Source organism: Zongyangia acetica, assembly GCF_038739695.1.
Classification (GTDB): domain Bacteria; phylum Bacillota; class Clostridia; order Oscillospirales; family Ruminococcaceae; genus Zongyangia; species Zongyangia gallinarum.
Window position 1 is genome coordinate 70,879 of sequence record NZ_JBBEWN010000004.1, and the last position, 24,185, is coordinate 95,063.

At 48.4% G+C, this 24,185-nt stretch carries 16 protein-coding genes and 1 tRNA gene; 15 read left to right on the top strand and 2 right to left on the bottom strand.

What is annotated here, in order from left to right; all coding sequences use genetic code 11:
- The first annotated feature begins 96 nt into the window (after positions 1-96).
- From spoIIR to WGC32_RS04935, 11 genes are all read left to right on the top strand, one after another.
- Complete coding sequence (gene spoIIR, locus WGC32_RS04885) at positions 97-705, top strand: stage II sporulation protein R (RefSeq protein ID WP_191482807.1); 609 nt, start codon at positions 97-99, stop codon at positions 703-705.
- Positions 706-1,146: 441 nt separating this feature from the next.
- On the top strand, positions 1,147-3,789 hold the full coding sequence (gene alaS, locus WGC32_RS04890; RefSeq protein ID WP_342680883.1) for an alanine--tRNA ligase: 2,643 nt from the start codon (positions 1,147-1,149) through the stop codon (positions 3,787-3,789).
- Between the two features lie 55 nt (positions 3,790-3,844).
- Positions 3,845-4,183, top strand: coding sequence for an HIT domain-containing protein (locus WGC32_RS04895; RefSeq protein ID WP_191482805.1), 339 nt, complete (start codon positions 3,845-3,847; stop codon positions 4,181-4,183).
- A 38-nt stretch (positions 4,184-4,221) separates the two neighbouring features.
- The gene (locus WGC32_RS04900; RefSeq protein WP_342680884.1) at positions 4,222-6,399 is read left to right on the top strand and encodes a ComEC/Rec2 family competence protein; all 2,178 of its coding nucleotides are present in this window, start codon (positions 4,222-4,224) and stop codon (positions 6,397-6,399) included.
- Between the two features lie 22 nt (positions 6,400-6,421).
- On the top strand, positions 6,422-7,474 hold the full coding sequence (gene holA / locus WGC32_RS04905) for a DNA polymerase III subunit delta (RefSeq protein WP_342680885.1): 1,053 nt from the start codon (positions 6,422-6,424) through the stop codon (positions 7,472-7,474).
- Positions 7,471-8,064, top strand: coding sequence for a toprim domain-containing protein (locus tag WGC32_RS04910; protein ID WP_342680886.1), 594 nt, complete (start codon positions 7,471-7,473; stop codon positions 8,062-8,064). Before holA ends, WGC32_RS04910 begins: the two co-directional genes overlap by 4 nt.
- 24 nt (positions 8,065-8,088) lie before the next feature.
- Positions 8,089-9,429, top strand: coding sequence for an MBOAT family O-acyltransferase (locus tag WGC32_RS04915; RefSeq protein WP_191509714.1), 1,341 nt, complete (start codon positions 8,089-8,091; stop codon positions 9,427-9,429).
- A gap of 28 nt (positions 9,430-9,457) precedes the next feature.
- Complete coding sequence (locus WGC32_RS04920) at positions 9,458-10,567, top strand: DHHW family protein (protein WP_191482800.1); 1,110 nt, start codon at positions 9,458-9,460, stop codon at positions 10,565-10,567.
- Positions 10,568-10,664: 97 nt separating this feature from the next.
- Positions 10,665-10,751: transfer RNA gene (locus tag WGC32_RS04925), tRNA-Leu, on the top strand.
- Positions 10,752-11,096: 345 nt separating this feature from the next.
- Positions 11,097-12,398 carry a LuxE/PaaK family acyltransferase gene (locus tag WGC32_RS04930; protein WP_191482799.1) on the top strand — a complete coding sequence of 434 codons (1,302 nt, stop codon included), beginning with the start codon at positions 11,097-11,099 and terminating at the stop codon, positions 12,396-12,398.
- An 18-nt stretch (positions 12,399-12,416) separates the two neighbouring features.
- The gene (locus WGC32_RS04935; RefSeq protein ID WP_191482798.1) at positions 12,417-12,854 is read left to right on the top strand and encodes an ACT domain-containing protein; all 438 of its coding nucleotides are present in this window, start codon (positions 12,417-12,419) and stop codon (positions 12,852-12,854) included.
- Positions 12,855-12,959: 105 nt separating this feature from the next.
- On the opposite strand, the gene WGC32_RS04940 is transcribed toward WGC32_RS04935, so the two are convergent.
- Both WGC32_RS04940 and WGC32_RS04945 read right to left on the bottom strand, forming a co-directional pair.
- The gene (locus WGC32_RS04940) at positions 12,960-17,756 is read right to left on the bottom strand and encodes a cadherin-like beta sandwich domain-containing protein (protein ID WP_342680887.1); all 4,797 of its coding nucleotides are present in this window, start codon (positions 17,754-17,756) and stop codon (positions 12,960-12,962) included.
- A gap of 372 nt (positions 17,757-18,128) precedes the next feature.
- Positions 18,129-18,758, bottom strand: coding sequence for a GntR family transcriptional regulator (locus WGC32_RS04945; protein ID WP_191509889.1), 630 nt, complete (start codon positions 18,756-18,758; stop codon positions 18,129-18,131).
- Positions 18,759-18,976: 218 nt separating this feature from the next.
- On the opposite strand from WGC32_RS04945, the gene WGC32_RS04950 reads away from it, so the two are divergent.
- The 4 genes from WGC32_RS04950 (at position 18,977) to WGC32_RS04965 (ending at position 24,146) form a co-directional block, all read left to right on the top strand.
- Complete coding sequence (locus WGC32_RS04950) at positions 18,977-19,468, top strand: L-2-amino-thiazoline-4-carboxylic acid hydrolase (protein WP_342680888.1); 492 nt, start codon at positions 18,977-18,979, stop codon at positions 19,466-19,468.
- Positions 19,469-19,510: 42 nt separating this feature from the next.
- On the top strand, positions 19,511-20,776 hold the full coding sequence (locus WGC32_RS04955) for an L-cysteine desulfidase family protein (RefSeq protein WP_342680889.1): 1,266 nt from the start codon (positions 19,511-19,513) through the stop codon (positions 20,774-20,776).
- Between the two features lie 132 nt (positions 20,777-20,908).
- The gene (locus WGC32_RS04960) at positions 20,909-21,985 is read left to right on the top strand and encodes a M24 family metallopeptidase (RefSeq protein WP_342680890.1); all 1,077 of its coding nucleotides are present in this window, start codon (positions 20,909-20,911) and stop codon (positions 21,983-21,985) included.
- 145 nt (positions 21,986-22,130) lie between these two features.
- Positions 22,131-24,146, top strand: a complete 2,016-nt coding sequence (locus WGC32_RS04965) for a hydantoinase/oxoprolinase family protein (RefSeq protein WP_342680891.1) — start codon at positions 22,131-22,133, stop codon at positions 24,144-24,146.
- Positions 24,147-24,185: the final 39 nt, after the last annotated feature.

Consider the following 24,185-nt stretch of genomic DNA (forward strand, 5'->3'; position numbering starts at 1 on the left):
TACAAATATTTCAGTCTATTGTATATTGGAAAATATTCCCGTCCATATTTTCATTGCAAACGTTTGACAACAGTGAAGAGAAGGACGGAATCTATTATGAAACTCAACCGTGTAGAACTTTCTATTGTCATTGGTCTGATCCTTACCATTTTTCTAACTTCTTTCTGTTCTTTTGCGGGAGCATGCAGCAATATCCGCCAGGATGTTATACGTTTACATGTGCTGGCAAACTCCGACTCCGAAGAGGATCAAGCCCTTAAGCTTCAGGTCCGGGATAGAGTATTGGAAGAGACAGAGCAGCTTTTCCTCTCCGCTCAGGACAAGGCAGAAGCCGCGGAGCTGGTGAAGAAAAATCTTCCGGCGATCCAGTCTGCTGCCCATCAGGTTGTTTTAGAAAACGGCTATGACTATGATGTTGAGGTCACATTTCAAAACGAATATTTCACTACAAGGGAATATGATAATTTCACCCTTCCGGCCGGCAGGTATGATGCGGTACGGGTAAAAATCGGCGCAGCCCAGGGGCACAACTGGTGGTGCGTCATGTTCCCGCCTTTATGTATTCCTGCGGCGGAAAGCGAACAGAAGGTAGAGACGGTCATCGGTGCTGACGGCAAAGAAATCATCTCCAACCGGCCAAAGTACGAGTTTAAATTTAAGATTTTGGAGGTGCTGGAGGACATAGGGGAATGGTTTCGCAGATAAAGTCCATACTTTGCCCTTTTTCGTTGACAATATGCCGCAAAAAAAGTATAATTGATGAGAAATCACCGCTGTGCCGTCAGCCACAGCGAAAAATGGCGATGAAGGGAATCACCTGTTCCATCCCGGCGCAAGAGAAAGAACCAAAGCGTTTTCGCTTTGCTGGAAGGTTCTGCCGATGAGGGGATAGGGAGCCACCCCTGAGCCGCAAAGCTGTCACAAGCTTTGCCGTATCCCGCGTTAAGGGGCAACTAAGCGGCGGGGAATTCCCGCAATTTGGGTGGTACCACGGAAACTAGAAGCTTTCGTCCCATAGAAGCAGACCGCTTCATGGGAAGAAGGCTTTTTTATTGTGGTTTTTTCACCACCCGATATCCATATTGGTATGATACAGGGGCTTCCCTGTGAAAAACAACGGAATATCAAGAAAGAGGTAAGATTTTCATGCAGTGGACAGGATTAAACGAACTTCGGGAAAAATTCCTGACTTTTTTTGAGAGCAAGGGTCATACCCGTCTGCCCAGCTTCCCGCTGGTGCCCATTGACGATAAGAGCCTGCTGCTCATCAACTCCGGTATGGCGCCCATGAAGAAGTGGTTTTTGGGCCAGGCTACTCCGCCCAACAAGCGGGTGACCACCTGCCAAAAATGTATTCGCACTCCCGACATCGAGCGGGTGGGCAAGACCAGCCGCCACGGCACCTACTTTGAGATGCTGGGCAATTTCTCCTTTGGCGACTACTTTAAGCATGAGGCCACCCAATGGGCTTGGGAGTTTATCACCAAGGTACTGGAGCTGCCCATCGACCGGATTTGGGTCTCTATCTATGAAAACGACGAGGAAACCAAGGATATTTGGGTCAACGAAGTTGGGGTGGATCCCAGCCACATTGTCCGCTTGGGCAAAGAGGACAATTTCTGGGAGATTGGCTCCGGCCCCTGCGGCCCCTGCTCTGAGATCTATTTTGATCGGGGCGAAGAATATGGCTGCGGCAGCCCCACCTGCGGCGTAGGCTGCGACTGCGACCGTTTTGTGGAATTCTGGAATCTGGTATTTTCCCAGTACAATGGCGATGGCAACGACCACTATACCCCCTTGGAGCATCCTAACATTGACACCGGTATGGGACTTGAGCGTCTGGCCTGTATCATGCAGGGGGTTGACAACCTCTTTGAGGTGGATACCGTTCAAAACATTATGAAGCATATCCGGGAGATTGCCGGGGTGGATTATGGCGCTGACGAAAAGACCGATGTCTCCTTGCGGGTCATCACCGATCACATCCGATCCACTACCTTCATGATTAACGACGGCGTAGTTCCCCAGAACGAGGGACGCGGCTATGTATTGCGGCGTCTGCTGCGCCGGGCTGCCCGCCATGGAAAGCTTTTGGGCATTAAGGGCCCCTTCCTCTATCAGGTGGTAGACACAGTGATTCGGGAAAATGAAAACGCCTATCCGGAGCTGAAACAGAACAGCGAATACATCAAAAAGGTGGTCCGGGTGGAGGAAGAACGCTTCGCCAAGACCATTGACCAGGGCATGGAGCTGCTCTCCAACATGATCGACAAACTCGACAGCAATATGGAAAATGCGATTCTCTCCGGAGAACAGGCATTTAAGCTTTATGATACCTTTGGATTCCCCATCGACCTGACCCGGGAGATTATTGCCGAGCGTTCCATTGGCCTGGATGAGGAAGGCTTCATGAAGCTGATGGAGGAGCAAAAGCGCAAGGCCAGAGAGGCCCATTTCTCTAAGGATACTGTGGGCTGGAAGGATGACAGCCTCAAGGATATAGACGTTGAGGATGAATTCGTCGGCTACACCGACATGAAAGCCACTGCTCAGATTGTGGCCATTGTTAAAGACGGCGAAACTGTGGACAGCGCCACCGAAGGCGATGAAGCGATTATCGTTTTGGATAAAACCCCATTTTACGCGGAAAGCGGCGGCCAGGTGGGGGATACTGGCTCCATTGTTGACGGTACCGCTGTGTTCCAGGTGACAGACTGCAAAAAATCGCCTTCCGGCCAGTTTATGCACATCGGTAAGATGGAATCCGGCTGCCTGGCGGTAGGTGATACAGTGGATGCGTCCATTGATGAGAAGCGTCGCCGCGCCATTATGAGAAACCACAGCTGCTGCCATCTGCTGCAGGCGGCACTGCGGGAGGTGCTGGGAGACCATGTCCATCAGGCGGGCTCCTATGTGGACGACGAGCGTTTGCGCTTTGACTTCTCCCATTTCGCAGCCATGACACCGGAAGAAATTCGCGCTGTGGAAAAGAAGGTCAATGCCAAAATTCTGGAGGGACTGCCCATTTCCATCAAGGAGATGCCCATTGAGGAAGCCAAGAAGATGGGCGCCATGGCGCTGTTCGGTGAAAAATACGGCGATGTGGTTCGGGTCGTCAATATGAGCGGTTATTCCATAGAGTTCTGTGGTGGAACCCACCTGGACAATACCTCCAAAGTAGGATTGTTCAAGATCATTTCTGAATCCTCCGTGGCGGCGGGGGTACGCCGTATTGAAGCAACTACCGGCCTTGGCGTGCTCCATCTGCTGGATGAAGCCAACGAGACCATTGTCAAATCGGCGGAGAACCTGAAGCTGGCCAATCCCGCTGACCTGGTCAGCCGTACCCATACAGTAGCGGTAGAACTCAAAGAAAAGGAAAAAGAACTGGAAGCACTCAATCAGAAGATGGCCTCTGGCAAAGCGGAAGAGCTCTTGGACAATGCCAAAGAGATTTGCGGCGTCCGTGTTGTAGGCGCAACCTTTGCCAATATGAAACCGGAGACGGTGCGGGCTATGTGCGACACCCTGAAAGAGAAATTCCCCACCATTGTTGCGGTTTTGGCGACCAGCAACGAGGGTAAAGGCAACATCTGCGCCGCCTGCGGCAAAGAGGCGGTAAAACTGGGTGTTCATGCCGGCAAGCTCATCAAAGAGGTATCCCAGATTGCCGGCGGTAACGGCGGCGGACGTCCGGACAGCGCCATGGCAGGCGTCAAGGATGTCTTTAAGATGGATGAGGCCATTGCGGCTGTACCTTCCATCCTTGAAAAAATGCTCCAGAAATAATCGAAAAATCTGGGGGAATATGATATACTGATGTTATCGAAAGGAGGCGGCATGGATGGATTGCCTGTTTTGCAAAATCGGAGCGGGGGAAATCCCGTCTAAGAAGATTTACGAAGATGAGAAGATCCTGGCGTTTTACGACATTGACCCCAAGGCGCCGGTTCATTTTCTGGTGATTCCCAAAGAGCACATCTCCTGCGCCAATGAAATTACGGCGGAGAATAGTGATATCATTGCGCATATTTTTGAGACAATCGCCAAGATCGCCGGAGAGCTCAACCTTTCTGGAGGCTACCGGATTGTCAATAACTGTGGGGAGGACGGCGGTCAGACAGTGGGCCACCTGCACTTCCACGTGTTGGCGGGGCGGCAGCTTGCCTGGCCTCCCGGCTAATAGAACGTTAAAAATTTAACTCCATGGAGGAAATCGACATGAAACGACCGCTTGCTGTGTTAGGCTTTACCTATCTGATCACGCAGGCGGTCGCTTGCTATTTCTCCATGTCCGTCAATCTTGGACTGAGCTTGTGCTGTTTTGCCCTAGGCGCGGTGCTGTGGCTGAGCCGTCTGTTTGACGCCAAGCGGACCCTGCTGCTTGTCCTCTTTACGGCGGCTCTCTCCACGGGAGCGCTGTTTTTACACCAGAGGATTGTCTACGCGCCAGCGGCAGCCATGGCTGGAATGGAACCTCAGGTCACCGCCCATATTGTGGATACACCTGAGCGGTTGGCAGGTGGCGGCTACCGCTACACCATGGAAACCACGGCTGTGGGGATAGAAGACGCACCCCAGAGGGTGAAGATCCTGGTGGACACTCAAAAGCCATTGGATGTTGATCTCTATGATACATTGCAGTTTAAAACGTCGCTGCGGTTGTTGGATCAGTATAATTGGTCGGAAGAGATCTATTTGGGCGGCTATATTACCTCCGACATCATCTATACGCCGGTAGAAGATAAGCCCATCTCCTATTACTTTGTTAAGTTCCGGGAGGAGATGAATGAGGTGATCACATCCTCCCTGCCGGATGAGGAGGGAGGGCTTGTCAGCGCTATGGTCACCGGTGACCGAAGTCTGGTGAAGGAAACCGGCGTCTACGATCTTTTTACCCGAACCGGTGTGACCCATTACATCGCCATCTCCGGGCTGCATATGTCTATTTTAGGCGCAATGGCTCTCTATCTTCTGAGAAAGCTCAAATTCTTACCCCATTTTCTGCCTTATTTATTGGCGTCCGTTTTTGTACTGCTCTATATGGCGGTGTTGGGATTTGCCCCTTCGGCTACCCGTTCCGGCATTATGCTTATTGTATTTTATCTGGCGCGGGCCATGGGCAGAAAATCGGATTCCCTTAACTCCTTGGGACTGGCCCTGTTTTTGATTGCGGTTCCCAATCCTTTTGCAGCCTCCAGCGTGAGCCTACAGCTTTCCGCCGCCGCTACCCTGGCCATGCTGACTCTGGCGCCAAAGGTCAGTGCCTTTTTCTTGCATCTGCATCCAGTGTTTCGGAAATACTGGTTTTTCCGTTGGGCCCTTGACCTGCTGGGAATGTCGATAGGCGTTACGGTATTTCTCATGCCGCTGACACTGTTATATTTCGGAAATGTTTCGTTCATCAGTCCCTTGGCTACCCTTGTACTTAGCCCTTTGATGCCGGTGATGATTGTTGGCGGCTTTTTTACCGCCCTTGTGGGCATGGCACTTCCTTGGGCGGCCGCACCTTTTGCATTCTTTGCCGGAATTGCGGCAAAGGTATCAATCGGCATTGTTTCATTTTTTGCCAAGTTTGATTTCCTCTCCCTTACAGATGACGCTCCTTTTGTAGGAATTTGGATGATTTTCGCTGTTTTGATTATGACCGGATGTTATCTGGGCAGGAATAACGGCCTGCGGCTTCAGCTGGGCGCACTCCTTTGCGCCGCTCTATTTCTGGTAGGAGCTCTTTCCCATACGGTGCTGATGAATGGAGTGACCTCCCTGCAGGTCTACGGCGGAGAGAGTGCGCCCTATTTGGTGGCAGATTTCCCCCAGGGGAAGATGGTCATGCCGCTGTATGAACCGACAGGGGAGATCAGCTTTCCGGTAACGGATGAGAAAATCTCACTTCTCTATGTCAAGGGTGATTATACCCGGTATGAATCGGTGTTTGACCAGTATGAAATCGACGCTGTGGTAGTTCCCGACACCACTCCCGTGGAACAGCTCACCGCAATGCTGCCGGAGGGTTGTAAGATTTATCCTCTTGGCAGTATGAAGGCGAAAATTGGAGACGCCACGGTGGAGACGTTGGCCTACACCGATGGAACAGCCACCACCATCCGCACTGGGGATTTTTCGCTGCTCCTCACCGATGGGGAGGTGGATGCGGCTATGCTGCCGCTGCAAAGGACAGCAGCTGATGTATGGGTGGCCAATGGAAATTGTGAAAATCCCCAGATAATTGCCGCAAGTTATGGAATTGCCGTGGAGGGAGAAAAGCAGCGGATCATCCAGAATGCCATGCTGTCCCAGGGAGCGGAAACGGCGACGTTTGACCATTGTGAACGCATCGATATCCTGACCAGGGGCGGGGAGGATATCAAGGTTTTGGAACGGGGCGGTTTGGTGTGATATTTCGGAAGGGAGGAAAAAGATGATATTGACAAAAGAAAGCGACATAGGATCTCATATCAAAAAGGAGCCTCTCTGCCGAGTGTATTATATTTATGGAGAGGAAGCTTATCTGAAAGATCTATGTGTCCGCCGGCTCCTTCGCCGGGCGGTGACCAAGGGTCAGGAGGCTTTTAATTTCCACCGTTTTTCCGGAAAGGGACTGTCCATGGATGCATTAGAGCAGGCCGTTACCACCCTGCCCTTTCTCAGTGAGAAAAACTGTGTTTTGGTGGAAGATGTGGAGCTGGACAAACTGGCCAAACCGGATATGGACCGGCTCAAAGCAATCCTCTCGGACCTTCCGCCGGATACGGTGTTGATCTTCTCCATGATGAATGTAGAGGGCGGACCTAAAAAATCTGCCAAACACAAAGCAATTGTAGATTTAGCTGCAAAAAATGGGTGTGTTTGCTGCTTTGAGAAGAGAAAAAGCGGGGATTTGATCCGGTTTGTGAGAGAACGGATCCAAAGCCGGGGATGTGAGATATCTCCCCAGAACGCCGCGCTTTTGGTAGAGCGGGTGGGGGAGGATATGACCACCTTGGCCACAGAGGTCAGAAAACTGACCGCTTACCAGCAAAAAGGGGAAATTACCCGGCAGATCATCGAAAAACTGACCGCCAAACAGCTCGAGGCATCGGTGTTTGACCTATCCCGTGCCATTGTGGCCAACAATGTTCCCAATGCTATCGAGATCCTTCATGAGCTTTTCGATCTAAAGGAGGAACCGGTCAACATTTGTGGAGTCCTTTCCATGGCTTTTGTGGATCTCTACCGAGCCAAGGTGGCGGTGGTCAACCGAAAGAGCCAGAAGGATATCCTGGAGAAGTTTGACTATAAGGGCAGGGACTTTCGCGTGAGAAACGCCCTGCGGGATTCTGACCGGTTTTCAAAGGCGGTACTCTATCAGATCCTGCAGATTCTCAGCCGGACCGATGAGAAGCTTAAAAGCGCAAAAGGAGACCGGAATATTATGCTGGAGCAGGCGGTGATGGAGATTTTCTTCTGCCGTCAAAGGGAGAGAAAAATTTGATTAAAATTAAAGAAACGGTGGTTGTTGAGGGAAAGTATGATAAAATAAAGTTAGACTCTATTCTAGACGCCACCGTTATCGCTGTAGATGGATTTCGCATTTTTACCGATAAGGAAACCCTGTCCCTGTTGCGTGCCTTAGCGGATAAAACAGGACTTCTCATCCTGACTGATTCAGATGTGGCGGGGTTTAAAATCCGCCATTATATTGCGGGAGCAGTGGGGCCTGGAAAGGTCAAGCACGCCTATATTTCTGATATTTTCGGCAAGGAGAGCCGGAAGGAAAAGCCCTCCAAAGAGGGAAAGCTGGGGGTGGAAGGGGTTCCAAAGGAGGAGATCCTGCGGGCGCTGGACCGAGCGGGCGTTCTTTGTGAAGAAGGACAGAAGCCGGAGAAGAATCAACGCCCCATCACCAAAGCGGATTTTTTCGAAGATGGTATCACCGGCGGCCCAGGAAGTGCTAGGCTGCGACAGAAGATCATCGAGAATCTTCATCTGCCAGAACATTTGTCGGCCAATGCGCTCTTATCGGTGCTCAACGCACTGATGGACTATGAAGCATATCAAGAGCTTCTTGAGAAAGTGAAATAATCATAAAACAAAGGAGGGAATAAGATGCAGCCAGATAGTTTGCTTTATATTTATCTGTTTTTGCCATTTTGCCTGGTGGTCTATTATCTGATCCCCCAAAAGGGAAAAAACACGGTATTGTTGCTATTGTCTCTGGTGGTCTTTCTCTCCCTGGATATTGTATTTACCCCCTTGTTAATCGCTTCCTGCCTGATTGATTTTGTGGCAGGATGGGTGATCGAACACAACCGGGATAAAAATATACTTTGCCGATTTATCCTCTGTGTGGCTGCGGCCAAGGACTTGGCTACCGTTGCTGTCATGGTAGTTTACCGCGACTTTTTTGGCTTTGTTCTGCCATTGGGATCTATTGTTGTAAGCCTATTATCTCTCAGCTATGTTTATGATATTTATCGTTGCAAGGCCAAAGCCCAAAGAAATCCCGTCAATATGCTTACCTATACCATGATGTTTCCCCGTCTGTATTACGGTCCGTTGACCAGGTATGGGCAGATGGAATATGATCTAAACTACCGGCGGGCGTCCTTGTCCCTGCTGTGTGACGGATTGATCCAGTTTATTCAGGGCCTTGCCAAGAAGGTGCTGATCGCTGATGGAATCACCCGGGTGCTGGATATGATTGTCCGGCTGCCGGACTATAATCAAAGCATTCTTTCCTGCTGGATCTATTTCCTTGCCAGGGTCATGTGGATATACTTTTTCTACTGTGGCTATCTGGAGATGGGGGCAGGACTGTGTATGGTGTTTGGATTTAATGTCCGATCCGGCTTTCACCATCCCTATATGGCCAAAAGCATTGGAAGCTTTTTGAGCCGCTTTAACAACAGCCTTCAGGAATATGTGGAACGTTATTTTTACGATCCGCTTTCTGCACGGATACGGGTACGGTGGATGAAACCTCTGGCAGTTTTCCTGTCGCTGCTCATCATCTGCCTGTTCTACCGAGCCAGTGTCAACATGATTCTGGGAGCGCTGCTGCTCACCCTTGTTTTATGCTTGGAACAACGAAGCCGGTCTGATTCCCGGCGCTTTCACGTCCCTTCTATCCTAGCCCATTTAGGAGTCATTGCTGTCTTAGGACTTTTCATGATCTTGGTAGTAACCGAGTCCCCTGCCGAGGCATGGAGCCTGCTTTTACACATGTTTGGGCTGCATGTGGGAGGAATGGAACTATATAATCAGCAGATCATCTATATATTGACCACCAATTATGTATCGCTGATTGTGGGAGTGATTTTCTGCACCGATATTTTTGCAAGGTTAGCTTCAAAATTTTCTAGCTCTAAAAGTTATCTGGTGAATCTGGCTATTATTATTGTTAATGTGCTAATATTGGTAGTGACAACGTCGTATCTGATTGGTTAGAAATAGGGGGAGAAAAGGCGGTGATCCAATGAAACCAAAGAGAATAGCAGCCATTATCCTGCTACTGATGATGTTTGTCCTTCCGCTCTATGTAGTGCTGGGGGCTCCTCAATTTTGGCAGGATCTGCCTGTTCCTACCTGGAAAACCTTGCAAAACCACACCTACATGGAACAGTTGAATAACTATGTCAGTGGACAGTTTGCGCAAAACAGGACACTGACCGGTATGCAGTCCACTCTGAAATATTATACCGGAGTAAGGGAAGAAAACGGTATTTTTATCGGTGACAACAAGCTGATTAAAAATCTAGAAGAACCAGAGGAGGAGAAGCTGGAGGCCAATATCAGTGCGGTGAATCAGCTTGCTGCGTCTCGTTCCGGAGATGTTTTTCTGGTGCTAATTCCCACTTCTGTGGTTATTAATCAGGAAGAAATTCCTCAATACGCTACCAATGTAAATCAAAGGGATATTATTGACAGGGTATATAATCAGGTGGGGGAAAATGCCAGGACCATTGACGCCTATTCTGCCCTTTTTGAAAAGCGAGAGGAGTATCTGTATTATCGCACCGATGACCGGCTGACCATTAGCGGCGCTTATGAGGTGTATAGCGCGATGATTGACAAAATGGGCCATTACAAGCGTACTATTGACGCCTTTGATGTTGAACACGCCCGTTCCGATTATTATGGGCCCCTTTATCCCATGACCTATTTTAAAAATGTGGAGCCGGACCGTCTCAGTTTTTATCATTACACAAAATATGACCGGGAATTTCAAATCAAAGTCTATGGTTCGGGAGAGGTTGTGGAAAGTGATTCCCCCTATTTGACTCGATGGCTGTATACGGATAATCCTGACATGGTCTATCTGGGCGCCGGCCAGATTATGACGGAAATTCATGTAGAAGAAAGCCCTTATGAGGAAAAGCTTCTACTGTTGGGAGACGACAATGCCTATAAGTTGGGAGAGTTCCTACAACTGCATTTTCAGGATATTACCATTGTCAACACTGCCCGGATTGCAGAGCTTCCGCAGGAGATTGACCTGGAGGAATATGACAAAATTGTCATGGCATTTGATGTGGATACCTTTACACATACCTATCAGCCCTTTGATATGGGCGGCTTGGAGTAGACTGAATTGTAATTTTGAATAGAGAAATCGAGAAGGCCGTCATTGACAATTGAGGCGGCTGTGGGTATAATAAAAAGGCGGTTATACCGCAAGAAGGGCCGCAGTGGCGGAATCGGCAGACGCAAGGGACTTAAAATCCCTCGCTGGCAACAGCGTGACAGTTCAAGTCTGTTCTGCGGCACCAGCTCGCTGCAAGCGATATGAAGCTTGCAGCGAGCTTTTTTATCTTTCGGATGATTCCCAAGATGATTCCCAAACTGATACACCCCACCATTGCGCTAGTGCAATGGCGGGGTTCTATCTTGTAACTACCTTTTGGGGAAAGAGACAAAAAAGTTGAAGAAATGGACTTTGCTTCTTTACGTTAACAGGTAAAAATGCTATAATAAAACAAACAAAAAGAGGGAATAACCCGTTAAAAACACATTCTGTACGATCAATGTGCAGATAGAGTTGGCTCGCGCATAAAATTAAGATGCAGCTGTGCCGGCGGATGGGTTTCAGAGATTAACAGAAAGGAAAGTTTAACATGGAAAACTATTACCAGCCTGAGATGGAATGTGCATCTCGGGAACAGATTAGGGCTTGGCAGGATGAGCGGCTGGTGAATACGGTCCATCGCGTGTACAAAAATGTACCGTATTACCGGAATTTGATGGAGAAAAAGGGGGTTACTCCTGACGATATCAAATCGGTTGATGATCTGCACAAACTGCCTTTCCTGACAAAAGATGATCTGCGGGATGCTTATCCTTACGGATTACTGGCGACACCTTTGCACGATTGTGTGCGTATCCAGTCTACCAGTGGAACGACAGGACGCCGGGTAGTAGCTTTCTATACCCAACACGATATCGATCTGTGGGATGAATGCTGTGCCCGTGCCATTGTGGCGGCCGGCGGTACAAAGGACGATGTTGTCCATGTCTGCTATGGCTATGGATTGTTCACCGGTGGTCCTGGCCTCAATGGCGGTTCCCATAAAGTAGGCTCTTTGACCCTTCCTATGTCTTCCGGTAATACAGAGCGGCAGATCCAATTTATGTGTGATCTTGGCTCTACAATCCTCTGCTGTACCCCTTCTTATGCTGCTTATTTGGCTGAAAGCATTATAGAGCGGGGCCTGAGAGACAAGATTAAGCTTAAAGCCGGTATCTTCGGAGCAGAAGCTTGGAGCGAGGAAATGCGCCATGATATTGAAGAAAAATTGGGTATTAAGGCCTATGACATCTATGGTTTGACAGAAATCTCTGGACCGGGTGTTTCCTTTGAGTGCAGTGAACAAACGGGCATGCATATCAATGAGGACCACTTTATCGCGGAGATCATCGACCCGGTTACCGGTGAGGTACTGCCGGAGGGCGAGAAAGGGGAGCTGGTCTTCACCAGTATTACCAAAGAAGCATTCCCGCTTATCCGCTATCGGACGAGAGACATCTGCGTTCTCTCCCGGAAGGAATGCTCCTGCGGCCGAACCTTTGTCAAGATGAGTAAGCCCATGGGACGCAGCGACGATATGCTGATTGTCAAAGGCGTCAATGTCTTCCCGTCCCAGATTGAGACGGTTCTGCTCAACAAGGGCTACCCGGCCAACTATCAGATTATTGTCAGCCGTGAAAACAACAGCGACCGTCTGGAAGTCCAGGTGGAGATGACACCGGAAATGTTCTCCGACGCCTTGTCTCAGGTATCCGCTCGGGAGAAAGAACTGGTTGAAGCCCTAAAAGCCATGCTTGGTATCTATGCGGTTGTTAAGCTTGTTGCCCCGAAATCCATTACCCGTAGTGAAGGTAAAGCAGTTCGGATTATCGACAAGCGGAAACTCTATTAATCGAAAGGAGCAATTGCTATGACAGTGAAACAAATCTCCGTGTTTTTGGAGAATAAACCTGGCCAACTGGCAGAATTTACAAAGCTTCTGGAGAAAAATGAAATTGATATGCGGGCAATGTCCTTGGCTGACGCAGAGGACTTCGGCATTCTGAGAATCATTGTGGATGATTCCTATAAAACTGTCTGTGTGCTGAAAGATGCCGGTTATGTTTGCTCCATTACACCGGTTTTGGCGGTGGAAATTCCCGACAAGCCGGGCAGCCTTGTCAAGGTGTTGGATATTCTGGGAGAAAACGGCATCAACCTGGAGTATACCTACGCGTTTATTACCCGCAAAAAGGACGTAGCTTATATGATCCTGCGGGTGACAGACAACGAAAAAGCGGGAGATGTGCTGAGCAAAAACGGGATAAGGATTTATTGCCAGCACGAAATTTCCGAGTTGTTTGATTAAAAGAAAAATACATTTCTTGTGATCACCAAAAGAAGATCGGCCTCCGCAATTGGAGGCCGATCTTCTTTTATACTGTATGAAAAATATGGATCTTTTAACTAGGGATTATTTTCTCTTGCGGGAGAGAACCACCGCAGCGCCAGCACTCAGGGCCAGGACTGCCAGTGCTCCAGCGATCATGCTGTGATCTCCAGAAGACGGGTTCTCTTTGTCACTGTTGCCAGAACCGGATCCGTTGGCGGAATCATTTCCACTGCCAGACGGCCAATCCCAGTCCCCGCCGCCTACCTGATCTTCGTCAGATCCAGGAATGCTGGGCTTGTCGGTGCCAGGATTGGGATCAGGCTCTGTCACCGCTTCCTCTTCCCTTGTCACAACAATCACATATTCGCTCTCTTCACCTTCTAGGCTCAGAGTAACTACAATCTCGTTTTCTCCTACCTGCAGCGGAATCTCTTCCGAGTAGACTCCGCTCTCCAGCGCCTCTTCTCCCAGCATGGCTGTAATGCCATCGGCAAAGAAGGCTTTCACCTGCACACCCTCTACCTCGTTTCCTACGGCAGCGGTGTAAGAGAAGGTGTCTTTGTCAAAGGCGGGAGTAAGAGTTCCTTCAGACAGCTCCAGGCCATCCAGGAGAGGTTTCTCGCCTACAGGAGGCTGTTCTTCCTCTTCTCTCGTGACGGTGATGGTGTAGGTCTTATCCCCTGCTACCACGGTGATGGTATTGGTGCCAACATCCAGGGCAATGTCCTCGGAGTAAGCGCCGGAAGCGACGTCCTTGCCGTTGACGGTAACAGCGGTGTCACCGGTGTAGGTGGGCATGACCTTAACAGAAGAGACGGAGTTTGCCACAGTGGCGGTGTAGTTCAGAGTATCCTTGTCAAAGGCAGGATCCAGGGTGCCATTGGAGAGCTCCAGATTGCTCAGCTCGGTGGGAATGGGAGTGTTAGAGGTAATAATGACATTGGCCTTAGCTTTGACATCTGTTCCCTGGATTGTACCAGTAACAGGATAGGTATCCGCTTTGTCAATATTCACATTACTGAGATCCCAGGTTACATCTACCTCTTTGGTGAGACCATCCTGCTGTTTGACGGTAACCTTGTTCGGCAGCTGTGCCAGAATCTCATCGATGGGTGCTCCGCCGGGTAATGAGACATCGGCAATATCCGTGACGACCGAAGCAATGGGGGAGTCGGTGGTCACATAATAGTTTTGCACCTGTACGTCTGCCCAGTGCCCCAGAACACCCATTCGGCCACTTTGATAGGTGGGGCCATCAGGATCGGTTAAATCCTTGAAAATCTCGATGTCCTCCACGCTGATGGTAAACTTATTGTCTTTGCAATCAATCTTAACATGATAGGTTTTGCCCATCTCCATGGTGATACCGGCGTCGGCGAAAGAAACAGTGGCAATATCCCGATAGGGGAAACGGAAAAAACGAAATGCCTGCATACCAATATCATAGTTAAAGATATAGGCGCCTGCTGCTGCGGCATTGACATCTTGAGCGTACATCACAAGACCTAGAGCCGCAAACCCATGATTATTATTCAGAGTGACATCCGCTTCCAGAGAAAAATCACCGCTGATCTTCTGTTTTGCCACGGCTGCGTTGTCTCCGGAGGGGCAAACACCGGTATAGCCGCCCTCTTCATAGGTCCAGGTGCCAGCAGAAGTTTGCCAATCGGTAAGGTTGGTTTTAAACAGATGCTCAAGAGACTCTTTGACGGAGATAGTGATGCTCTTTTCCAAACCGCCTAAGGTGGTGACTGCACCAACTGTATAATCGCCTTCCTCTTTGGCTACCAAGGTAATGGAATTGGCATCCTGGCGGACGAGGGTAAGAGCTTCATCATAGCTCCAAGCAACGCTTTTATCCGCTACATTGTAGGGGAGTACATTGGCGTAAACAGTGAATTCTTTTCCAGGTTCTACCTGAGCGGGAGAGGTGCTCAGAGAGAGAAGGGTAGGCTTATCGGTGGGCTGAGATTGATCGTCACGATACATGGAACGCACATCATAGATGTTCATTTCCTTTACAGTGACATCGTCGCCTACAGTGTAAAACTCCATACCGATATTTTCAGCTTCAGTATAGTAGATGCCAGCAAAAACGGCTTCACCTTGGTTACCAAAGGCTTCGATCGTGGAGGTATCTACAATAATGCGCATGTTAATGGTGCCATCAGGGTTTTTCTTTAGGTCAAAGGAGTGGATTCCTGTCCGGCCTAAGCCTTCATTTGTCTTGGAGCGGTCCAGGATCATTTTTTGCTCGATCGCATCATATTTGACCACAAGTTCTCTGCCATTGCCCTGACGTAAACGGAATCCGAACTCTTCAGCATTGCCGGGATCAATGGTCGCCTCAATATCGTACTTTTGTCCGGCAATACCGGCGAGAATGTTGGCAGAATCTTCTTTGACTGTGGTGTCAGTGGTTGAGAAGATGGGAGAATCGGAGCGATAAGCTTCAAATTCCTCCACAGGATAAGAGGTCAAAAGATAGGAGTCTCCTGACTTTTTCAGCCCGATTTCCCAAGGCAAAGTTTGCTGGCCGGCCCAGATCCTGGTGGCTCCCGGATCATCTTGCAGCCAGCTCATAGCAACCCGCCGTCCTTTGGCGTCGTTAAAGAAGGTTTGGGTAGCATATACCTCACTGCATGCGGTGTAGGGGATGGGGGCGGTTTCGGCCACGAATTCATATTTGCCCTGACTGTTTTTGACGAGGTCACCGATCACATAGAAGGTGCCGGCACCGTTGTAGACCCACTTTGTTTCACCAGTTCCCTCCACCGTCATGGGATAGAGATCAGTACAGTCGGCGTCTACTACGCTGCCGTCTTTATGGAACATCTGGCTTTGATACTCCCAATGGATCAAATCATCAGAGGCAAAGATGGAAGTTTGCTGGTTGCCGATACCGCCTACGGTCAGAATCCACTTGCCGTCATAGCGGATTACTTTTGGATCCCGCATACCACCGCCGTAAATACCGCCGGGATTGGGGATTACAGGGTTGTTTTCATATTTGATCAGCGTATATCCGCCATCCAGGGAATAGGCCAGGCTTTGCCCAAAACCATTGGTATTGGTATAGATATAGACAAGCCGGCTGTCCGGCGGTACCGATTCGTCAAAGAGTCCGGAAGTGTTCTCACGGTCCACAATACCACAACCGGAATAGATTTCACCCAGATCATCCGGCTCCATCACAATGCCGCAGTCCACCCAGTTGACCAGGTCTGTGGATACTGCATGTCCCCATTCTCTCTGCAGGTTGGACGGCCAGTTTGTCAGGCTGTCGGCATCGGGATCGATTTGAAAATACAGGTGATACTCCCCAGTGTCCGCATTATAGAGCAGGCCGTTGGGGTCATTCATATAGCCTTGGTAGTTGGAAAAATGAAATTGCGGACGATAATCCTCTTGATATCCAGTTTCCCGGTCTACCAACCGGTAGACAGAGACGGTAATTGATGTTGTGTAACCCAGTTCCGGATTGGTAACCCCCACCGTAATCCGGTTCATGCCATTATGAAGAGCAATCGGTTCGGAGAAAATACCGTTTTGGACAGATTTTCCATCAACAGAAAGCTCTAATCCAGCATCGGCGGTCGCTTTAATCCGAATACTTTCGGTCGATGCAGGCACATTGGTTAGATAACGAGTACGTCCAGACTCAAATGGTTCTGTAAAGGTGAAGCCTTCCACCTCTATACCGGTGAGTTTTGGCACATTGGTAGAGGTGTAGAGCAGATGGTTAAAGGTAGCGTTGGCCAGATGTCCTACAACACCCAGCTGACCCCCGCTAAAGTTTTCATCCTTGTAGCTGAGAATCATCACACCATCTAGATAATACTGGATGAGTCCATCTGTTACAGACATTTGAAGATGAAAGGTCTCCTGGGATTTTTGTGCTTCTGTCAAGGTATAATTGTCGATAGCCCAGCCACCGTTTCCATTTTTAAACAGTTTAGCTACGCCGCCGGCACGATCCACATTCACACAGTACCAGCCAGTGTCGCTCCAAACGACCAGACCAGCAGCATTCTGTCCTTCACCGATAGGGAGGGTAATATCCCCATCATAGGTAAAGGAATCATCAGGGGAAACTGATGTTCCCGAGAGGAAAAATTGGTTCATAAGGCCAGCGTTTTGGCCTATCAGACCTTCGTCAGTGATGGACCAGGTGCCGGTAGCTTCCGGCCAGCCGGTCAGATTGCTATCAAATCCAGATGTTAGCTCCCCCTTGTTCAGAGACTGAAAAGTGGCATTGGAAAAATGCCCCACGACTCCTAGCTGCCCTCCCGATAGATTCGGGTCGGTATAGGAAGCTACCAAGGTACCGTCGAGATAATACCGTACCTGATGGTTGGAAACCTCCATCCGCAGATGGAAAGTGCTCTGTTCTTTCTGCTGGTTGGTCAGCGCCCGGTCAGGAGCGGCCCAAGCACCTTCCCCTACCTTAAACAGACGGGCGACTCCGCCGGCGCGGTCCACATTCACACAGTACCAGCCGGAACTGCTCCAGACCACCAAGCCGGCAGCATTTTGTCCTTCTCCAGCTGGGAGGGTAATGTCGCCCTCATAAGAAAATGAATCGTCTCCGGTAACCTGGGTTCCAGAGAGAAAGAACTGGTCAGCAAGCGCTAGATTCTGACCGACCAACCCATCCTCCGTGATAGACCAGGTCCCTGTGGCCTCCGGCCATCCTGTCAAATTGCTGACAAGGCCGGTAGCTGCCGGAGCCGTTTGGAAATCTGACACGGGAGCATCTGGAATGTCAATTGCCGCAGCCATAGGCCCTATGGGCAGCATACTGATGACAAGCAGCAGGGCCGCCGTGGCCATAAGGCACCGTCTTGCCTTTCGCTTTTTTCGTAGAAATCCTTGCATCTTCTTCTCCTCCTTATGACGGTTTTCAATAGGGAAAATCCCATTTGATATGAGTATAACATTGCCGTAAAAATTAAACAATAGATGAACAAGTAGTTCAAAATACATAAAAACAAAGGACTGTACAAGCTGGTTGGTGATTTGTTCACTGATATGAGGATGAGGAAAGCGTTGGTTTGACAAAAATTCCAAACCAGTTGTATATTTTGATTTACGGTATGTCCAACGGCTCCCTATAAAATTTTTAGAAATTTTTTGTGAAATTTGATTGTAATATAAACCCAGAATAACACGGAAGAGGTTACAACCACTAATAGAAAAGGCCCGGAAGCTTGTCCTGGTGAGCTTCCGGGCCTTTTTCATATTCTTTACTTATTTTAACCTAAATTCATTCATATCATGATAAAGACAGGCAATGGCTTGTTCCTTGTCATCAGCTTTGATGTATTCTACGATTTTTTTATGCTGCGTGGTTTCGATGACAAAGGTGGTTTTGCGCCAGCGATCCCAATAAAACTGAGCAAAAGCCCTGGTTAAGGTAAGAATGGATGTCTTTAAAACGTCATAGATATAGCGGTTATTGCAACAGGAAATTAAGGCCAGATGGAATGCTGCGTTATTCTCCCATTGTACCAAGGCACTGAGTTCGCAGTTTTCAGGGAAGGAATTGGCAACCATCTCCAACTTGCGAATCTGCTCCGGTGTAAAGGTACCCCAGTATTTGTCCAGACATGCGCATTCCAGCATCTGCCTAAACTCTAAGATATTCCGGATATCCTGGTCGTTTAAGCTGACGACCTCGTAGCCGTAGCGGGGAATACTACGGAGCACCTTCTCGTTACAAAGTGAAATTAGCGCCTCCCGGACGGGAGATTTGCTCACATTATATTTTTCTACCAGTTCTTTTTCACGGAGAATAGCACCGGGTGGATATACTCCTCTGAGAATATCTTGGAACAGTGATGAGTAGACCTGGTCTTTTAGGCTTTTTTTGTCTTGCATATTCTTTCTCCTTGCTCATATCGCTAGACCCTTTTTCACTATAGCAGATTTGAAGGATGGAATCAACAGAAAAGCAAAGTTATTACATCAAAATCAATAAAAAATATTTTTTTTATTGAAAATTATAATAAAATATGAGAAAAATATTGAATAAATTATGTTTAGCTGATATGATTAATATAATCTCAAAAAATATAATTTTAGATGGAGGGATGAACATGTCAAAAATTGTAAACAAGGAAACCTTGCATGCGGAGTTGGTGGATAATAACCGTAAAGCATTGGAACATCGAGCTACCTGGATGGGACTTATTTACGATGAGGCCAAAAAGGCTGGCGCCGATGCGGAAGCGATTTGCCGGGCTGCTGTGAAACGTTGCGGGCTTTTCCATGGAGAAGGATACAAAGAGCAGTGCAATGGTTCCTTAGACTGCCGAGTATTCAAACAGATCTTTTTGCCGGAGATTGCCATCAAAACCTTTGAGATGGAAACGACCCAAACCGAAAAAGATGTGACAGTTACCTTCCATTACTGCCCCCTGGTTAGCGCATGGCAGAAGCTAGGATTTGACGATGAAACCTGTGAACTGCTTTGCGATATTGCTATGGATGGAGATCGAGGTATCGCTGAAGCAAATGGGCTAAAATTCGAGTTGGGAGATACCATTGCAAAGGGATGTCCTACCTGTAAGCTCCATTTGTCTAGGTAATATCCTACAAGATGTAGGATCACAAGAGATGGGAAGGTTTGTATGGACACTCCATTTTATCAAGCTTACATAGACATATTAAAAAGAGAATTGGTGCCTGCTCTGGGCTGTACCGAACCCATCGCAATTGCTTATGCCGCAGCTACGGCCCGTGCGGTTCTGGGAGACCTACCCTGTAAGCTTCTAGTCGAGTGTAGCGGCAACATTATCAAAAATGTGAAAGGCGTTACTGTACCTAATTCTGGCGGCCTGAAGGGAATAAATGTAGCGGCTACTTTAGGAGTGGTAGGAGGAAACCCAGAAGAGAAATTGAACACTCTACAAAATGTTACCCCGGCAGATATTGAAAAAACCAAAAGATTGGTATCGGAGGGGTACTGTGAGTGTGCCTTAAAAGCGGAAGTAGAGAATCTTTATATTTTAGTCACAGCCTTTGGAAAAAATGAAACATATGCTAAGGTAGAAATCAGAGGAGAGCATACCCATATCACCCGGGTGGAAAAGAATGGCCAGATTCTTTTGAAAACAGAGGTTAAGGAACAATCCTCTACCGATATGTCTTGTTTAAATGTGCGCGATATCCTAGATTTTGCGGAACACACGGATCTCACTGCTGTGAAAGACATACTGGAGAACCAGATTCAGCTTAACTCCGCTATTTCGGATGAGGGTATGAGACATCATTATGGCGCGGATGTGGGGAAAACCATTCTCCGCAACTACGGAGCGGACATCAAGACAAGAGCCAGAGCTCGAGCGGCTGCTGGCTCCGACGCCAGGATGAGCGGATGCGCCATGCCGGTGGTGATCAATTCCGGCAGCGGAAATCAAGGAATTGCCGTTTCTATGCCGGTCATTGAATATGCGAAAGAGTATGGAATGACAAGAGAAAAGCTATACCGGGCGCTGTTAGTGGCAAATCTAATTTCTCTACACCAGAAGCGCTATATTGGAAGCCTGTCTGCCTATTGCGGGGCTACCAGCGCAGCCTGCGGGGCCGCTTGTGGCATTGCCTTTCTAATGGACGCTACCTATGAGGAAATTTGTCAGACCATTGTTAACACCATCTGTAACATTGGTGGTATGGTCTGCGATGGGGCAAAACCATCCTGCGCGGCCAAAATTGCCTCGGCAGTAGACGCGGGGATCAACGCCTATCTCATGGCAAAAGATGGGCTGGGTTTTTCTGAAGGCGAAGGGTTGGCAGAAGGAGACATTGAAAAAACCATTCAGAATCTGGGACGGGTAGGTAAGGAAGGAATGAAGGAAACGGACGAGGAGATCCTGAAGATTATGCTGGGCCATTAAGATGTTCATGGAGAAGTTCTCCTCAGGACAAGGGAAATATAGACCTCTCATGGTTCTGTTTTCTGTGGATCCCAATGGGGCGGACATTGGGGAACTGCCTGATTGATATCCCCAAATACAAGGAGGTTTTCTATGAATAAAAGCCGAATCCAGCGTCTTGTTATTCAGATGAAAAGATTTCATCTGAATAAATTAGTTATTACATCTCCTACGACCATCCGCTATCTGACCGACGTTTCAATTTCTCCCGGGCGGCGCCTTTTCGCTCTGGTTCTAGATGAACGGGGTAACACCATCTTTGTTTCCAACCGTATGTTTCCCCTTAAGGAAGACTGTGGAGCACAGATCCTCTGGTATTCCGATTGGGACGATGGAACGGAAAAGCTTGCCAATCTATTCAGTGATGGAGAAAATGTGGGGATCGATCATGATTTCTCCGCAGGATTTACATTCGCCCTTATGGCCCAAAAACCCAAAGTGCGTTTTTGTCCCGGCTCACCTGCTATTGATAGGGTCCGCATGATGAAGGAGCATGACGAAATTGAGTTGATGCGCCGGTCTTCCGCCATGAACGATGATTGTATGGAACATTTAATTGCCTACATTAGCGGCAATTTAAGTGAAAGAGAACTGGCTGACCGGCTCTATAGCTTGGGCCAAGAAATAGGATTTGACGATCATTCTGGCGGCGCTATTATTTCTTATGGACAAAATGCTATAGACGCTCATCATGGCCCTGATGAAAGCCGTTTAAAATCCGGAGATAGCATCGTTATGGATTTTGGTTTTAGTTATCGGGGATATCGATCCGACATGACTCGAACGGTGTTTTTCCAGAGTGCCTCTACAGCGCTAGAGAAGATTTATCAAACTGTATTAGAAGCACAATTGGCCGCTATCCAAGCAGTTCGTCCGGGAGTGCCTTTTCACTTTGTTGATCAGGTTGCTCGTGACATTATCTGCCGCGCCGGTTATGGGGAATATTTTCCCCATCGGGTGGGACATGGTATTGGGCTAGATGTTCATGAGCCGCCTTATGTGGTGGGCGGTAACGAAATGACATTGGAATCCGGTATGATATTTTCTATTGAACCGGGAATCTATCAGCCTGAGGTGGGCGGTGTTCGAATTGAGGATCTGATTCTTGTTACGGAAGATGGTTTTGAAAACCTCAACCACTATACAAAACAGCTACAGATTATCAAATAGACTGTCCGCTAAAAAGTCCCATAAGTGCTGTGCTTTCTCGATCTAGCTTAGGGTATGGGTAGCCTATGGCGGGAACCATTGCAATAACGACTACTCAATTAGCTGTGCATTTTTACACAAAACCAATTTAAAGGAGGAAAGCGTTATGTCCTATCGTTTGTCTGCTGATATTGGCGGAACTTTTACGGATGTAGTTTGTATTAATGATGAGACTGGCGAATACACAACGACAAAAGTTCTCACAACTCCGGAAAAGCTCACCAATGGCATTATGCAAGGCTTTGACGAGGTAATCGGAGAAAAATACCAACAGGTGAAGAATATCGTTCATGGTACGACATCGGGGCTCAATGCGGTCATCGAAAGGAAAGGCGCCAAGTGTGCTATTATCACCACCCGAGGCTTTGGGGATGTCCTGGAGATAGGACGGGGAAACCGGCCCGATATGTATAATAACCGTTACCAGCGTCCAAAACCGCTGGTGTCCCGTGGAGATATCTATGAGGTAGACGAAAGAGTTTCTGCTGACGGCTCCGTCAAATTGCCGTTACAGACCGATTCTTTGAAAGAAATTTTTGACCAGCTCCAAGGAAATTATGAGTCTATTGCTATCTGTTTTATCAACAGCTACCTCAACCCGGAAAATGAGGAAAAAGCGGCAGAATGGCTCAAAGAACGGTTGGGGAACGAGGTCATGGTCATCACTTCCTCCGAAACAGCCCGGGAATGGCGGGAGTATGAGAGGACTAGCACAACGGTTCTCAATGCCTATGTATCGCCCATCACCAAAAGCCATCTGGTAGCGCTCAATGAGGAGCTGAGAAAACGCAACTTCCAGGGAAATCTATACATTATGCAGTCTAATGGCGGCGTCATGAAAGATGAGATTGCGGCGGATAAAGCAGTACAGATTCTCATGTCCGGACCAGTAGGCGGCGCTATCGGAGGAACAGTCTGTGGCAGAAAAAATGTTATCGGTGTGGATATGGGAGGAACCAGCTTTGATGTAAGCCTCATCGTGGATGGACAGACTGAGATTACCGTAGAATCCAATGTGGAAGGGTTCCCAGCGCTGGTTCCTACCGTCAATATTTTCAGCATTGGCGCCGGTGGTGGCTCCATCGCCTGGGAGGAAGGCGGCGGCATGCGCGTTGGTCCTCAAAGTGCCGGGGCCAAACCTGGGCCAGCATGCTATGGGCAGGGTGGAACACAGCCCACCATTACCGATGCCAATCTAGTGCTAGGCCGTATAGATCCAGACCATTTTTTGGATGGAAGGATGAAACTGGACGTAGCGGCTGCCCGAAAAGCTGTAGGGAATTTTGCGGCTAAGTTTGGTATGGATATTCCCACAGCGGCAGAAGGAATCCTCGCCATCGCTAACCATAAAATGGCTGACGCAATTCGAGAAATTACGGTGCGGCGTGGTATTGACCCAAGGGAATTTACTTTGCTGGCCTTTGGCGGCGCAGGCCCTATGCACGCAGCACATATTGCGGAAGAATTGGGAATTGAAGAAGTCATGGTGCCGGCTGTTCCAGGCGGCTTCTCCGCTTGGGGAATGCTGCAAGCTGACATTCGCCATGATGCAGTCCGGACCCAAATGGCCCCTATGGATGAGGTGGAAAGCGAAACTATCGACCAAATTTTTGACGTATTATATGAAGAACTGTGTGGAGTACTGAAAAAAGAAGGGATATCCCCAGAAAACGCTACATTCCATAAAGCTATGGATCTTCGGTATGTAGGACAGGAGTTTACTATCAACCTGCCGGTAGATGATGCGTCAGAACAGGTATTTAATAAAGAAATTGCAAAGAGAAATTTCCACAGTTTGCATGAACGACTGTATGGGCATTCCGCTCCTGGCGACCCTGTAGAAATGGTCAATTTAAGGTTAAGCGTTATGGCTGCATCAAACAAAGTACCAGCATCTCCAGCGGGAAATGAAAAAGTATCCCCCAGCCCCATTCGAGAGTTTCCCGGTGTATTTGACTTTAGAGAACAGACGGTAAAAGTCTATAATCGTTCTGATCTTAATACACAGTGTAGTATTCACGGACCGGCTGTCATTGTGGAATTGACAGCAACCACCGTTGTCCCACCGAAATGGAAGCTGACAGTCAATGAGATGGGAAGTATGGTTATGACAAAAGAATAAAGGGCTTAAATACAAATCGTATTTTATACAATGAAATAA